This window comes from Polynucleobacter sp. MWH-Jannik1A5, from assembly GCF_018881795.1.
Classification (GTDB): Bacteria; Pseudomonadota; Gammaproteobacteria; order Burkholderiales; family Burkholderiaceae; genus Polynucleobacter.
This window is the reverse complement of sequence record NZ_JACVPQ010000001.1, coordinates 1,259,336-1,274,509: the sequence shown is the minus strand read 5'-3', so window position 1 is coordinate 1,274,509 and position 15,174 is coordinate 1,259,336. Positions and strand designations below refer to the sequence as shown.

Genomic DNA, 15,174 nt, shown 5'->3' with positions numbered 1-15,174 from the left:
CAGCAGAGATAAAAATAATTGCCGCGAATAAATTCTTTTCAAAAGGGGTAAGCCAAGCATTGGGTAGATAAAAAATTGCCACCAACAGCGGGATAGCAGCAACGCGTAACCAGGTTAGGGCTATTGGTAAATTGAATGGCATTTGTTAAGCATAAACCAAGTGACGTTGGCCCTAGTGGAGCTGACGATAGATTTGCTCAGCTAGGGTTAAAGAGACCCCCTCAACACTAGCTATTTCTTCAATACTAGCGTTAGCAACCCCTTTTAAACCACCAAATCGAGCAAGTAATTTTTGACGACGCTTGGCGCCGATGCCCTCAATCTCCTCTAGGCGAGAAATGGTTCTTGCTTTAGCGCGTTTTGCACGCATGCCTGTAATCGCAAAACGATGAGCCTCATCCCGTATCTGGGCTACTAATAGCAATGCTGCGCTATCTATACCCAGCTCTAAAGCCTCACGGCCATCGGCAAAAATGAGCGTCTCGAGACCGACCTTGCGGCCCTCACCCTTGGCAACACCAACAATTAAACCCACATCCATACCAAACTCAGAGAGCACTTGGCGTGCCATCTCCACTTGACCTTTGCCGCCATCAATCAAAACAACTTGCGGAATTTTTTCTACTGGTAGCTCTTGAAAGTTAGCATAACGTCTTTGCAAAACTTGACGCATAGCTGCGTAATCATCCCCCGGGGTGATGTCATTGATATTGAAGCGTCGATACTCACTCGATTGCATTGCATTCTTAGCGTAGACCACACAAGATGCTTGAGTAGCTTCACCAGAAGTATGGCTAATATCAAAACATTCAATCCGCAACTGCTCCAGACTTTCTAACTCGAGACCCAGGATGTCCGCCAAGGATCTTGCCCTAGCTAACTGCCCACCGGTTTCTACTAAGCGTTTAGTCAATGCAATCTTGGCATTGCCTTCAGCCATCGCTAACCAGTGCCGCCTTTGGCCCTGAGGCTGATGTAAGAAAGTAATTTTTCTACCTGCCTGCGTATTGAGTAGCTCATGCAAGTCTTCAGGGGGAGATTCATTTAACTGCGTGAGGTCATCACTTGCCGATTGCAAGGCGTGATTTAAAACCAATACCGGTGGGATCAAATTGCTACTTGTCTCACTAATGTTTTCTTCCAAATAATGCTGGGTGATAAAGGCTTGCAATATTTCCGCGGGTGTTGGCAACTCACCAGAGCTTGTGCGCAAACCCTTAGGGAAATAAGCTCTGTCACCTAAATGACGACCGCCGCGGACCATTGCTAAGTTTACGCAGACCATGCCTTCCATTTGAGCTACAGCAATGATGTCTACGTCACCCTCGCCTTCAGCAACGACATCCATGGATTGCTGTTGTAAAACACTAGATAAGTCTGCAATGCGATCGCGCAATACGGCGGCCATCTCAAATTCCATTGATTCGCTATGCTTGTGCATTTCTTTTTCAAGCTCAGATAAAACTTGAGTGTGGTCGCCCTCTAAAAAACGTGTTGCTTGAGCAACATCTTGGCCATATTGCTCAACACTAAGACGCCCTACGCATGGCGCACTACAGCGATGAATTTGATGCAATAGGCATGGTCTGCTGCGATTTTTAAATACCGAATCCTCACAAGTCCTCAGTCGAAATACCTTTTGCAGAATCTGCACACTATTGCGCACTGCCCAGCTATTCGGGAATGGCCCAAAGTAATGATTACGTTTGTCTACTTTCCCGCGATAAGAGGCTAATCTTGGGAACTGATGCCCCGTTAACATCACATAAGGGTAGGACTTATCATCACGGAACAGAATATTGAATGGTGGAGCCAACTCTTTAATCAGGTTGTTCTCTAGAATGAGGGCTTCAGTTTCGGTCCGTGTTACCGTTGTCTCATAGCGGGCAATTTTGCCTACCATCAGCTCGATACGCGGCGATAGCTGTGTTCGCTGAAAATAACTTGAAACGCGCTTTTTAAGGTTACGAGCTTTGCCTACATACAGAATATGTCCCGCTTCATCAAAAAAGCGATATACCCCCGGCAATCCGGGTAGCCGTTTAACATCCTGCTGAAGGGTTTCAAAAAGCGAATTGCTCATGCGTTGGGATATTTTCTGTCAAATCGTCGATAACTATGGTGATGCTGGTGTTTGCTGGCGTCTAGCCCGAAGCTTATCAAGCATTCATGGGCAAGAGGTGCGTATTTTTTGCGATGATCTGCCAACCCTTAATTTACTCGCTTCAGGTGTAGATCCTGCCATGAAGCAAAAAATTGATCTGCAACCATGGGAAGTTAGCTATACGAATGCGCGGCACCCAGTCCAAACCCCCGATGTCGTCATCGAGGCCTTTGGTTGTGAATTACCAGAGCGGTATCTTGCAGGCCTGTTTATTGCCCCCATTAAGCCCATCATCATCAACCTGGAATACCTTAGCGCTGAGCCTTGGGTGATTGAGTTCCACGGTAAGGCGTCACCACAATCACACGGCATTCCTAAGTATTTTTTCTTTCCCGGCTTTCAAGATGAAGTCGGCGGGCTATTGCTCGATCCCATTCCACCAGAAGGTCATCTCACCGAGAAACAAATACCGAAAGACCTACAAACCATCTGGTCAAAAATGCGCCCCAATGCAAAACGAATTAGCGTCTTTTGCTATCCAGGGGCACCTCTTAAAAAATGGTTAGATGATTTAGGTGGCCTTGGCGAAGATATTGATGTCTTGCTTGCCCAGGGTCATGTAGAGCAACTCAATCTTTATGGAGAGCAGCCAATATCCCTGCCAGAAAATCTACAGCTGCTATCTATGCCATTCGTTTCTCAGGATGAGTATGACTGGGTCTTATCGCAATGCGACTTCAATATTGTGCGTGGAGAAGATTCTTTTGTGCGTGCCCAACTGGCAGGCAAACCATTTATTTGGCACATCTATCCTCAAGAAGATCGTGCTCATGAAGTCAAATTAGCGGCTTTTTTAGACCTCTATCTCGAAGATGCCAGCCAGGAGTTAAGGTTGGCCACGATTGCTGCCATGACCTGGGCAATGCCCAGCGAATGGATTAATAGCTTAGGGCCCTGGAGTGCACATGCCGCGCATTGGCGAACCCATTTACTTGAAAAACAAGCAGATGGTGGCTTGCCAGCACGTCTAATCCGCTTTGTCGCCTAATCCCAAGCAATAAAGGCTTGCGGGCGGTTACAATCTTGTTTTTGATAAAAACCGCAGAAAAATAGCTCTGCCCCCAGGAATAGCAAGATGAAAACAGCACAAGAACTCCGCGTTGGTAACGTAGTAATGATCGGCACCGATGCCCAAGTCGTTTTAAAAGCCGAATACAGCCGCTCTGGCCGCAACTCCTCTGTTGTGAAAATGAAATTTAAGAACTTGTTAACCGGTGCGCCAAACGAAGGCGTTTACAAAGCGGATGACAAGTTTGATGTTGTGATTCTCGATAAGAAAGAATGTACCTACTCTTATTTTGCAGATCCAATGTATGTGTTTATGGATGGTGACTACAACCAATATGAAGTCGAAGCCGAGTTCATGGGTGACGCATTGAATTACCTTGAAGAAAGCATGCCATGCGAAGTAGTGTTCTACGAAGGTAAGGCGCTGTCAGTAGCAATGCCTAATTCGTTGGTTCGCGAAATTATCTATACAGAACCAGCAGTGAAGGGCGACACCAGCTCAGGAAAAGTATTGAAGAACGCAAAATTGGCAACTGGCTATGAATTGCAAGTTCCACTGTTCTGTAATACTGGCGACAAGATCGAGATTGATACTCGCACTGGTGAATACCGTAGCCGCGCTAACTAATTAGCAAGCTACAGATGTTAAAAAGCCCGGCATGCCGGGCTTTTTTATTTCTATATTTCGGATCATAATGAGCACACTATGGATGCTAATTTAACCCCAAACATTGCCTCTCTTGAGCTCAAAGATATACCGCACTTAATTGATTGTGTACGGCGATGCTATGGGGAAAGCTATCCCAACCCCATCATGTATGATGCGGAAAAACTAAAAGCTGCGATTGAAACAAAACAAATTCATTCTGTGGTTGCAAAGCTAGGTAGCGATCAAATTATTGGTCATTGCGCACTGACTTTTAGCGACTCTAAAAATACTGCGCCTGAAGCAGGAAAGATGATGGTTGACCCTAACTTCAGGGGACACCACATTGCAGAATTAATTGCTAAGAAACGCATAGAGATTGCCCAATCCCTTGGGTTAGCAGGCTTTTGGACTGAATGCGTTACAAATCACCCCTACAGTCAACATGAAATGATTGCCTTTGATGCAAAAGAAACAGGCCTGTTCATTGGTGATATTCCTCCGACACTTGCAATGCAAGGTCTAGAGAACAACACTGATACACGGATGTCTTTACTGGCTTTTTATCTATCGTTAAAAGACCATCCCCATACTATTTACTCTCCCCCACAACATATTGAACATGTTAAGGCGCTAGTTGAGAGCCTCAATATGAGGCGCGATATTCAGACTTCGAACCTTAAGGGCACCGGAGAAACAAAAATTATGACTGAGGTGGACGCACTAGATCAAACTGCGAATATGAACATTAGTCATATTGGCGGAAATTTGACCGATACAGTCACAGCAGAGTTAAGAAAAGTTGAGGCTTTGGATTTAGCGACTATTTACCTAGACCTACCTATTGAGCAAGAAGCAGCTGCTAGCGCCTATGCCGAACTAGAAGAACTAGGCTTTTTTTGGGGCTCTTGGATACCAAATTACACTGGCCATAAAGATATTTTGCGGTTACAGAAAATCTATCAATCCGTCGATGTGAATAAAATTATCTGCGCACGCGAGCAAGGCGAAAACGTCAAGAAGTATGTTGTCTCCGAGTGGAAAAGAGTTTCAAAGTAATAGCTAAACCCTAGTTAATTAACTTACTGGGTTAGCTTAGTTAATTAGATTGAGTTGCTCTAATAATCCCTTAGCGTGCTGATACTGAGGCTCAATTTGGAGCTCTTGCCAATTTAATGCCAAAGCTGTTGGCATGAGCTTATTTAAGCGCCCCGTTGACTCTTGCAACTTCGCTTTTGATACTTTTAATTTACCCAATAACTGATCAGCCAGATCTGGGCGATTACAGATCAGCACCGCATCACAGCCAGCCTCAAGAGCCATTTCTGCACCCTTCACTACCGATCCTGCCACGCTGGCACCTTCCATAGATAAGTCATCACTGAAGATCACACCTTCAAAACCTAGCTCCTGGCGAAGAATGGAGTGCAGCCAAACTTTTGAAAAGCCTGCTGGATTGTTATCTACCTTTGGATAAATCACATGCGCTGGCATTACTGAAGCCAAACTTAGATCGAGCCATTCATATGGCTTGGCATCATCATTCAAGATTTCTTTGAGGCTACGCTCATCCACCGGAATAGCCACGTGTGAATCTGCTTCAGCCCAACCATGCCCTGGAAAGTGTTTGCCACAGTTAGCCATTCCTGCGAGACGTAAACCCTCATTCAAGCTTTTTGATAAAGCAAAAACAATTTGTGGGTCACGACTAAAAGATCGATCACCAATAACACCACTGCGACCAAAATCTAAATCAAGAACTGGCGTAAAACTGAAATCAACACCACATGCGCGTAGCTCAGATGCTAATACATAACCACAGGCTGTAGCTGCAGCCATGGCAATCGCAGCGGATTCAGCAGGATGGCTGGATTTACTCTTGGCACCCCACAATTCACCCAAGTTGCGCATTGCAGGTAAATGAGTAAAGCCATCAGTCTTGGCGCGCTGTACTCGTCCACCCTCATGATCAATAGAGATGAGCACATCTGGGCGAAGCTTCTTAATGGCGGCAGTCAATTTGGTGAGTTGCCGGCGATTGGCGAAGTTTCGGCCAAACAAAATAACCCCGCCAGTCAGAGGATGCAAGATACGTCGACGATCCTCGGCATTTAATTCCAAACCAACTACATCTAAGGTAACTGGGCCAGGGGCCATCGTTGTCTTGCTCATTTCTTCCTCTATTTCAATTTTATTTTTTATTTACTTTTGAGTAACGATGACATGTGCAATTGCCATATCCTGCTCATCACTCACAGTAACGTGAGCTTCCCAATTTTTTTCTTGCATAAATTGCGCCAAAGCACCTAAGTAGCTGGTGACAGGCTTACCACTAGGCTCATTCAAAGTCTGGAGTGAACGCCACGTCATGGGCATTCTCATGCCCAAGCCAATTGCTTTGGAGAAGGCTTCTTTTGCAGCAAAACGTGTAGCCAAGAAAGCAATGCCGCGCTTGTGATTACGAGCGAGACGATGCTTGAAAATCAACATCTCATCAGGCCCCAGAATTTTTTCAGCAAGACGGCCATTAGTGCGATCGTAAGCCGCTTGTAAGCGCTCAATCTGCAGAATGTCTGTACCGATACCGATGATCATTTTTTAATTTGTAGCTATTGATTATTCTTGTGCGAGCGCTCTACCCTGGGCCATCAAGGTTTTCATATCGATGATTGCCTTTTGCCAACCCTTAAATAGGGCTTCAGCAACAATAGCGTGACCAATATTGAGCTCCGATAATTCAGCAATAGCCGCAATCGGCTTTACATTGCCTTCATGTAAGCCGTGGCCCGCATTGACTCTCATACCAATACTTTTTCCAAAGATTGCCGCCTTACGAATACGTTCTAATTCTTTCACTTGATCAGCGCCAGATAAGTCTGCATAACGACCGGTATGCAACTCCACTACAGTTGCACCCACATCTTTAGCTGCCTGAATTTGCTTTTCTTCTGGGTCAATAAATAAAGAGACTCGGATTCCGGCATCGACCAATTTCTTCGTGGCAGCTTTTACTGCATCAAAATGACCTAAAACATCCAAGCCGCCTTCAGTTGTCACTTCCTCACGCTTCTCCGGAACTAGACACACATCATGTGGCTTTACTTGGCACGCAATATCAATCATCTCCGGCGTTACTGCACACTCAAGATTCATGCGGGTTTTAATCAGCGGTCGCAAAGCTAATAAGTCGGCATCTTTAATATGTCGACGATCTTCACGCAAATGCAAGGTAATGAGATCTGCGCCAGCCTCCTCAGCCAACGCTGCCGCTCTTAATGGATCGGGATAGACCGTTCCTCGTGCATTACGTAAGGTGGCGACATGGTCGATATTGATACCTAGTTCAAGGCTTGGGTGGCTGCTCATCTCTGTAGATTACTAGATTTTCTTCAGATCAATCAAAATTTGACGCGTAGTCAGAACTTGATCCTGTAAATGCAAGCCCAGCAGAAAACGCATTAACTGCTTACTCTCGGAAAGCGTCTCGGGATCCGAAAAATCACTAACTGCAATCGCTAACAACGATTTTCCAGTAAGAACAGGCCAATGCCCAGGGTCATCCACTTGCACTGGGCGTACACCACGCTCCGGTTGATAAACATATTGCTCGTGCGCCAGTGGAATTTCATTAGTCTCAACGCAACGATCCAAGGCTGCCGCATAGCCCGTCTCTTGTAAGAGCGATAATTCGAATGGACGCAGAATTTCTTCAAGCCCCTTAGATTCAAACTCCAAATTAGATAAAGCATTAATCGTTTCTGCGTAGCGGTCGTAAAGCTTTTCGTAATCATCTTCACGCGCTAAAAACTTGACGAGTAATTCATTTAAATAGAAACCACAAAGCAGGGCATCGCCAACTAAAGAGGGCATGCCACCCACCCACTCTGACTTGGTTAAGGTACGTAACTCAGACTTGCCGCTCCAAGAAACCAGTAATGGCTGAAAACGCTGCAAAACGGGACGCAATGTGGAATGTGGACGTTTAGCGCCCTTGGCAATTAAAGCCATACGGCCATATTGCCGAGTAAATACATCCAGAATTAAGCTAGTCTCTTTATAGGGAATGCTGTGTAATACAAAAGCAGGTTCGTCAGCAACTCGAATCGAGGCCATTGAATTTATTCCAGCCCTTGCGCCCGTAATTCGGCACGATCATCAGCCCAACCACGCTTGACCTTTACCCAAGTCTCTAAAAAGACTTTGCCATCAAAGAGCTTTTCCATATCAATGCGAGCATCTGTTGAGATCTTTTTCAGACGTTCGCCTTTTTGACCAATGATCATCGCCTTATGACTATCGCGATCAACCAGGATAGTTGCAGCAATACGACGCATCTTGCCATCCATCTTGAACTGATCAATTACTACCGTACTGGTGTAGGGCAACTCTTCGCCAGTGAAGCGGAAAACTTTTTCACGCAAAATCTCGGCAGCCAAGAAACGCTCGCTGCGATCGGTGATAGTGTCGCCGTCGTATACAGCTGGTGCCTCAGGCAGGTAACCCTCAAGCACGTCTAGCAATCTTTCAATATCCCCCGGGCTCTTCGCACTCATCGGAACAATTTCTGCAAACTCGCACTTCTGATCTTCATGACCGCCTAATTCACACCAAGGGCGAGCCATATCTTTAATAAAGTTTAGTAAGGCCTGATCACGCTCTGATGGTGTCTGAAAGCGGCTATTGAATAAGTCCAACTTATTCAGCACCAGCACAACCGGTAGATCATCTGGCAACAACTTCAATACCTTCTTGTCATCTTCACCAAAATAACCCGCCTCAATCACAAAGCAAGCGACATTCACATCCTGCAACGCAGTGGTAACGGTACGGTTGAGCGCTTTGTTCAGCGTATTCATTAAACGCGTCTGAAAACCAGGTGTATCGATAAATATGAACTGAGCTTCTTCGCGATTCTGGATTCCCAGAATACGATGGCGCGTAGTTTGTGCTTTACGAGAAGTAATGCTGATCTTTTGGCCAACCAACGCATTTAACAGCGTTGATTTACCCATATTAGGACGCCCAACAATGGCGATGGTGCCGCATCTAAACACGATTAGCCCTTCAGCTTAAGATTGAACTGCTCTTCGGTTACTTCTTTTTTTGCTGCTTTCTTTTTCGCCGACCGAGTCTTCTTGGGTTTACGAGATTCTTGTGGCAAAGCTTTGAGCATGGCTATCAAGGCCAACTTTGCAGCCGCTTGCTCGGCAGCACGGCGTGAAGCACCCTCACCCTTTACCGCCACCTTATGGCTAGGGATTAAGCACTCCACTTCAAATTGTTGGTTATGCGCTGCGCCAGTAGTGCCAGTGACGTTATAGGCGGGCAAAGGCAGTTGATAGCTTTGTAAACACTCTTGCAAAAGCGTTTTATCGTCTTTACCTAAGGTTTTGGGATCAACATGCTCCAAAATGATGGAGTACAGCTTACGTAAGCTTGTCTTAGCCGCTTCAAATCCACCATCCATAAAGATGGCGCCAGTGACGGCTTCTAAAGTATCTGCCAAGATTGAAGGGCGACGAAATCCACCGCTCTTCAATTCACCCTCGCCTAAGCGCAAGTAATCTGACAAAGAAAGGGTTTGAGCAATTTCATATAAGGCTTGCTGCTTTACTAAATTCGCACGCACGCGAGATAAATCACCTTCATCCAAATCGGAGTAGCGCTCGTAGAGCATTTCAGCGACAACGCAATTGAGAATAGAGTCGCCCAAAAACTCTAGGCGCTCATTATTCTTTTTGCTATGACTGCGATGAGTTAAAGCTTGATTTAGTAACTCAGGCTTCTTAAATGTATAGCCGAGGCGCTCTTGCAGTGGTCCGGTTTCGATAACGGCGCGCGCATTCATGATGATTACTCGAATCCGCCTATACGGCCAAGGTTACCAAGGTTAAGCCAAACGAAGAATGCCTTACCGACAATGTTTTTATCTGGCACAAAACCCCAATAACGGGAGTCTGCACTGTTGTCGCGGTTATCGCCCATAGCGAAGTAATGTCCCGCAGGCACCTTGCATGTCATGCCGGACTGTTGATAGCGACAAAATTCAGAGCCAGGGAAGCGCTCGGTTGGAAACACTTTAGCTGGACGATCTGGATCATTGAGGATCTCATGGCGATTGCCCCCTAAGTCTGCTGGGAAGGTTTCTGTGAAACGCTTGGCATAACGCATATTCTCGGGATCAAGATAGGACTCGCCACCGCTGTATTGCAAGGGCTGACCATTAATTGTGAGTCGCTTATTTTCATAAGTGATTTCATCGCCTGGCAAAGCCACTACACGCTTGATGTAATCGACTGATTCATCACGTGGGTAGCGAAAGACCACCACATCACCTCGTTTTGGAGCACCCAAATCCACTACTTTTTGATTCAATACCGGCAAACGAATTCCATAGGTAAATTTATTGACCAAGATAAAGTCGCCAATTTGCAATGTCGGAATCATCGAACCAGAAGGAATCTTAAATGGCTCGGCAATGAAAGAGCGCAATATGAAAACTGCACAAATAACAGGGAAAAATCCTGCCGTGTACTCAAGCCATAAGGGCATACGATCATTGCCCACTAAACGTCTTTGCGGTGCAAAGTGCAGCTTATCGGCAACCCAAGCGATGCCAGAAATGACTACGAGGATAAAAAGAATTAAAGCAAAGTTCATTAATCTTCCACCTGCAAAATAGCCAAGAAGGCTTCTTGTGGGATCTCTACGTTACCCACCTGCTTCATGCGCTTCTTACCCTCTTTTTGCTTCTCTAGAAGCTTACGCTTACGTGAGATATCGCCACCATAACACTTAGCCAAAACGTTTTTACGCAATGCCTTCACGTTTTCACGGGCAACAATATTGCTACCAATAGCCGCCTGAATTGCTACATCAAACATTTGACGGGGAATAATGCCGCGCATCTTCGCTACAACTTCGCGACCACGATGTTGACTATTACTGCGATGAACAATCACTGAAAGTGCATCAACCCGCTCACTATTAATGAGAATGTCGACCTTCACTACATCTGCTGGACGATATTCTTTGAACTCATAGTCCATCGAGGCATACCCACGTGAAATGGACTTCATCTTGTCAAAGAAATCCAAAACGATCTCAGCCATCGGTAACTCATAAGTGAGCTTTACCTGTCGACCGAGATAATTCATATCCATCTGAATGCCGCGCTTACCAACGCACAAGGTAATAATTGCGCCCACATACTCTTGAGGCATATACAAATTGACTGTCACGATAGGCTCAAGAATCGTATTGATCTTGCTAGCCTCAGGCATCTTTGATGGGTTATCAACCAGCACAATAGTTCCATCGGACTGCTCGACTTGATACACCACCGTTGGAGCAGTAGTGATGAGATTCATGCCGTATTGACGCTCTAAGCGCTCTTGCACAATCTCCATGTGCAATAAACCCAAGAAGCCGCAGCGGAAACCAAATCCAAGAGCTTGTGATACCTCTGGCTCATACAAGAGCGAAGCATCATTCAGTTGTAACTTTTCTAAAGATTCGCGCAACTGATCGTATTCACTGGATTCAACAGGATATAAGCCAGCGAATACTTGTGGCTTAACCTCTTTAAAACCAGGAAGTGGCGCAGCTGCAGGAACTCGACCTTGCTGTCCCGGTGAATGGGTAACGGTGTCACCAACCTTGGCAGCTTTTAATTCCTTAATACCAGCAATCACAAAACCAACTTGACCAGCAGATAACTCTGGACGATCTACTGACTTCGGACTAAATACACCAACATGCTCAACTAAATGACTAGAACCGTTAGCCATTAAGGTAATTTTTTCTTTTGGTTTCAGAGTGCCGTTCACAACGCGCACCAACATAACAACACCAACGTAGTTATCAAACCAAGAGTCGATAATTAAGGCTTGCAAGGGATCTGCTGCGTTACCCGTTGGCGGAGGTACTCTAGCAATCATTTCTTCGATCACATCCTCAACGCCCATGCCTGTCTTAGCTGAGCAGGTGACCGCTTCTGATGCATCAATACCAATGACGTCTTCAATTTCTTTTTTAGCGCGGTCAGGATCAGCCTGAGGTAAGTCGATCTTATTCAGTACTGGCACCACCTCGACACCCAACTCCAGAGCCATGTAACAGTTAGCCACTGTTTGCGCCTCAACACCTTGGCTAGCATCAACCACCAATAAAGCACCCTCACACGCTGATAAAGAGCGGCTAACCTCATAAGAGAAGTCAACGTGTCCCGGGGTATCGATCAAATTGATGTTGTAGATCTTGCCATCTTTGGCTTTGTAATTTAAAGCAGCCGTTTGGGCCTTAATGGTGATGCCACGCTCACGCTCAATATCCATTGAGTCGAGCACCTGAGCTTCCATTTCGCGATCAGAAAGGCCGCCACAGAGTTGAATAATACGATCAGCAAGCGTCGATTTGCCGTGATCAATATGGGCGATGATAGAAAAATTGCGGATTAAATCCATAGCGTCTTAATAGGTCATTCAAAAAACGCCTTGTCAGAACGCACCACAATGATGCGCTGCAAAAAGGTGTCTTAAAGTGATTGTAATGGGTGGCGCCCAAAAGGCGCCGAACCTCATTTTTAAGCTCAAAATAGGGTTATTTTGGCCTTACAGGGACTACCAAGGTGCTATCAGCGCGGCGTATAAAGACCGGCACAGCCTTATTGGAATCTAGGCCTTTGACCAAGGACTCAAACTGCTTGACGCCAGTAATATCAGCATCTGCAACCCGAATAATGACGTCGCCCGGCCGAATTCCGGCTCTAGCCAAGGGGCCATCCCCTAATCCAGTAACCTCAACCCCGCCTTTGATATTCAAATCCTTCTTTTTGGCATCTGAAAGCTCTCCCACAGCCACTCCAAGGGCATTCATACTATTGCCAGTCGCAGCTGGAGCATCCGATTTCTTATTGGCAGCTTGGTTCGATTCAGCATCGGCTACGGTAACCGTTAAATCACGAGTGCCTCCTTTACGCCAAACTTGCAACGGCACTGAAGTGCCCGGTTTAATTTCACCCACCACTCTCGGTAAATCAGTTGATCTAGCAATTTCACGCCCGTTGAAACTCAGAATCACATCGCCGGATTCAATTCCGCCAGCAGCAGCTGGGCCACCTGGCTCAACGTTACGAACATATGCGCCACGAGGCTTGCCTAAGCCAAGACTCTCAGCAACATCTTTAGTCATCTCACCTAAAGCTACACCGATACGACCACGCGTCATCTTTCCGTTCGTACGCAATTGATCTGCAACACGCATTGCTTCATCAATCGGAATCGCAAAAGAGATTCCCATATAACCGCCGGAGCGACTGAAGATTTGCGAGTTGATACCAATCACTTGGCCAGCAGTATTTAACAATGGGCCGCCAGAATTTCCTGGGTTCACTGCAACGTCTGTTTGAATAAATGGTAAGTAGTCACCAGTATCACGACTCTTCGCAGACACAATCCCTGCGGTGACCGTATTCTCAAGGCCAAACGGGGAACCAATAGCTAAAACCCATTCACCCACACGCACTCTTGAAGAGTCGCCTAAAGGCAGCTTAGGCAAATCGCGTGCTTCAATTTTGACAACAGCAACATCGGTACGTTTATCCATACCAAGTAACTTTGCTTTGAATTCACGCTTGTCAGTTAAGGTGACATAAATAGTGGTTGCACCCTCGACTACGTGAGCGTTTGTCAAAATTAAGCCGTTAGATTCAATAATGAAACCAGAGCCCACACCACGATCCGCTTCTTGCGGCTTACCGGAGTTCGGTTGCGCTTGCTTAGGACTATTTGGAATTCCAGGAATAGGCACGCCAAAGAAACGGCGGAAGAATTCAGCTTGATCCTCGGGTATCCCAGGAATGCCGCCTTGAGCCTGCTGTTGGACAACCTTTTCAGTCGTGCGAATATTCACAACCGCTGGGCTCGCACGCTCAACCAAATCAGCAAAATCAGGAATCGTTACCCGTGGATTTTGCGCAGAGGCTGATGGAATAAATGCAACTTGCCCAAAGCTAAAGATAGCCATGAGCGCAATTAAGTACTTTTTCATAATGCTATAGACCTACTTGGTAAAGACCAACAATGAAGATACTAAGAATATTAGGTCAGTTTGCCAAAAATCAAGGTACCGTTAGTACCCCCAAAGCCAAAATTGTTTTTGACTGCATGGTCGATCTTCACATCCCTAGCGGTATTGGCGCAGTAGTCCAAGTCGCACTCTGGATCTTGATTGAAGATATTGATGGTAGGCGGCGATTTCTGATGATGAAGCGCCAAAATAGTAAATACAGACTCTAAGCCACCTGCACCGCCCAAAAGGTGGCCAGTCATCGACTTGGTAGAGTTAATTAAAGCCTTTTTAGCGTGATCGCCTAAAGCAGCTTTGATTGCTTCAGTTTCATTCTTATCACCTAGTGGCGTAGAAGTACCATGAGCATTCAGGTATTGAATCTGATCTGGATTCAGTTTGGCATCGCGCATCGCATTGACCATGCAACGACGTGGGCCATCCATATTGGGAGCAGTCATGTGATAAGCATCACCACTCATGCCAAAGCCTAATAGTTCGCAATAGATTTTTGCACCACGAGCTTTTGCATGTTCGTATTCTTCTAGTACCACAACGCCAGCACCTTCACCGAGAACAAAACCATCGCGGTCTTTATCCCAAGGGCGTGATGCAGTTGCGGGATCATCATTGCGTGTAGACAGCGCTCTTGCAGAGGCAAAACCGCCAACACCCAAAGCAGAGATAGTTGATTCAGCACCACCGGCAACCATGACATCAGCATCGCCATACTGAATTAAACGCGCAGCCAAACCAATGCTGTGCAAACCAGTTGTACAGGCAGTCACCGCAGCAACGTTTGGACCCTTAAGGCCAAACAAAATACTCAGATGCCCAGAAATCATATTAATGATTGAACCTGGAACAAAGAATGGTGAGATACGACGCGGGCCACGAGCTAAAAGCTCAGCGCCTGTTTCTTCAATCATTGGCAGGCCGCCGATACCGGAGCCAACCATGACGCCAACACGCTCGGCGTTTTGTTCGGTGATCTCTAAACCACTGTCGCGTAGTGCTTGCGTACCAGCAGCGATACCGTAATGGATAAAGGTATCCATATGGCGCGCCTCTTTGGCAGAAACATATTCTTCGACATTGAAATCTTTCACCTCTCCAGCGAAATGAACGCTTAGCGGAGTATGGTCAAACTTAGTGATGGTAGCGATGCCTGATTTGCCCGCGAGCAAATTAGACCAAGCTACATCAACTGAATTACCAACAGGTGAGATGAGACCAAGGCCGGTAACTACTACCCGGCGTCGGCCATTTGATGCTGACACAGTAATAC

The 15,174-nt window shown here is 46.1% G+C and carries 14 protein-coding genes and 1 pseudogene; 3 read left to right on the top strand and 12 right to left on the bottom strand.

Annotated features, from left to right (window positions below):
- Positions 1–142, bottom strand: a pseudogene (locus tag ICN23_RS10025) (CDP-diacylglycerol--glycerol-3-phosphate 3-phosphatidyltransferase); the annotation flags it as partial.
- 30 nt (positions 143–172) lie between these two features.
- A complete protein-coding gene (gene uvrC / locus ICN23_RS06530) occupies positions 173–2,083 on the bottom strand; it encodes an excinuclease ABC subunit UvrC (protein ID WP_216231407.1) in 1,911 nt (636 codons plus the stop codon).
- On the opposite strand from uvrC, the gene earP reads away from it, so the two are divergent.
- The 3 genes from earP (at position 2,082) to ICN23_RS06515 (ending at position 4,877) form a co-directional block, all read left to right on the top strand.
- Positions 2,082–3,152 (top strand): elongation factor P maturation arginine rhamnosyltransferase EarP, encoded by a 1,071-nt coding sequence (gene earP / locus ICN23_RS06525; RefSeq protein ID WP_216231406.1) that lies wholly within the window; start codon positions 2,082–2,084, stop codon positions 3,150–3,152. The two genes, uvrC and earP, sit on opposite strands and share 2 nt — an antisense overlap.
- An 87-nt stretch (positions 3,153–3,239) precedes the next feature.
- Positions 3,240–3,800, top strand: coding sequence for an elongation factor P (gene efp, locus ICN23_RS06520; protein WP_012357464.1), 561 nt, complete (start codon positions 3,240–3,242; stop codon positions 3,798–3,800).
- A 78-nt stretch (positions 3,801–3,878) separates the two neighbouring features.
- On the top strand, positions 3,879–4,877 hold the full coding sequence (locus ICN23_RS06515) for a GNAT family N-acetyltransferase (RefSeq protein WP_216231405.1): 999 nt from the start codon (positions 3,879–3,881) through the stop codon (positions 4,875–4,877).
- Between the two features lie 36 nt (positions 4,878–4,913).
- Here ICN23_RS06515 and nagZ read toward each other — a convergent pair whose 3' ends face one another.
- From nagZ to fabF, 10 genes are all read right to left on the bottom strand, one after another.
- Entirely contained in the window at positions 4,914–5,990 is a 1,077-nt protein-coding gene (gene nagZ, locus ICN23_RS06510; RefSeq protein WP_216231404.1) for a beta-N-acetylhexosaminidase, read from the bottom strand.
- A 30-nt stretch (positions 5,991–6,020) separates the two neighbouring features.
- On the bottom strand, positions 6,021–6,413 hold the full coding sequence (gene acpS, locus ICN23_RS06505) for a holo-ACP synthase (protein ID WP_216231403.1): 393 nt from the start codon (positions 6,411–6,413) through the stop codon (positions 6,021–6,023).
- Positions 6,414–6,434: 21 nt separating this feature from the next.
- A complete protein-coding gene (gene pdxJ / locus ICN23_RS06500) occupies positions 6,435–7,184 on the bottom strand; it encodes a pyridoxine 5'-phosphate synthase (RefSeq protein ID WP_216231402.1) in 750 nt (249 codons plus the stop codon).
- A 12-nt stretch (positions 7,185–7,196) separates the two neighbouring features.
- Positions 7,197–7,931: a DNA repair protein RecO gene (gene recO, locus ICN23_RS06495; protein WP_216231401.1), complete on the bottom strand. Its 735-nt coding sequence runs from the start codon at positions 7,929–7,931 to the stop codon at positions 7,197–7,199.
- Between the two features lie 5 nt (positions 7,932–7,936).
- Positions 7,937–8,830 carry a GTPase Era gene (era, locus tag ICN23_RS06490; protein ID WP_216860546.1) on the bottom strand — a complete coding sequence of 298 codons (894 nt, stop codon included), beginning with the start codon at positions 8,828–8,830 and terminating at the stop codon, positions 7,937–7,939.
- A gap of 44 nt (positions 8,831–8,874) precedes the next feature.
- Positions 8,875–9,666, bottom strand: a complete 792-nt coding sequence (gene rnc, locus ICN23_RS06485) for a ribonuclease III (protein WP_216188027.1) — start codon at positions 9,664–9,666, stop codon at positions 8,875–8,877.
- Positions 9,667–9,671: 5 nt separating this feature from the next.
- Positions 9,672–10,478 carry a signal peptidase I gene (gene lepB / locus ICN23_RS06480; protein ID WP_216231399.1) on the bottom strand — a complete coding sequence of 269 codons (807 nt, stop codon included), beginning with the start codon at positions 10,476–10,478 and terminating at the stop codon, positions 9,672–9,674.
- Entirely contained in the window at positions 10,478–12,283 is a 1,806-nt protein-coding gene (gene lepA, locus ICN23_RS06475) for a translation elongation factor 4 (protein WP_216231398.1), read from the bottom strand. The genes lepB and lepA overlap by 1 nt, the downstream gene beginning before the upstream one ends.
- Before the next feature lie 136 nt (positions 12,284–12,419).
- Entirely contained in the window at positions 12,420–13,868 is a 1,449-nt protein-coding gene (locus tag ICN23_RS06470) for a DegQ family serine endoprotease (protein WP_255532723.1), read from the bottom strand.
- A gap of 50 nt (positions 13,869–13,918) precedes the next feature.
- Positions 13,919–15,166: a beta-ketoacyl-ACP synthase II gene (gene fabF / locus ICN23_RS06465; RefSeq protein WP_216231397.1), complete on the bottom strand. Its 1,248-nt coding sequence runs from the start codon at positions 15,164–15,166 to the stop codon at positions 13,919–13,921.
- Positions 15,167–15,174 lie beyond the last annotated feature (8 nt).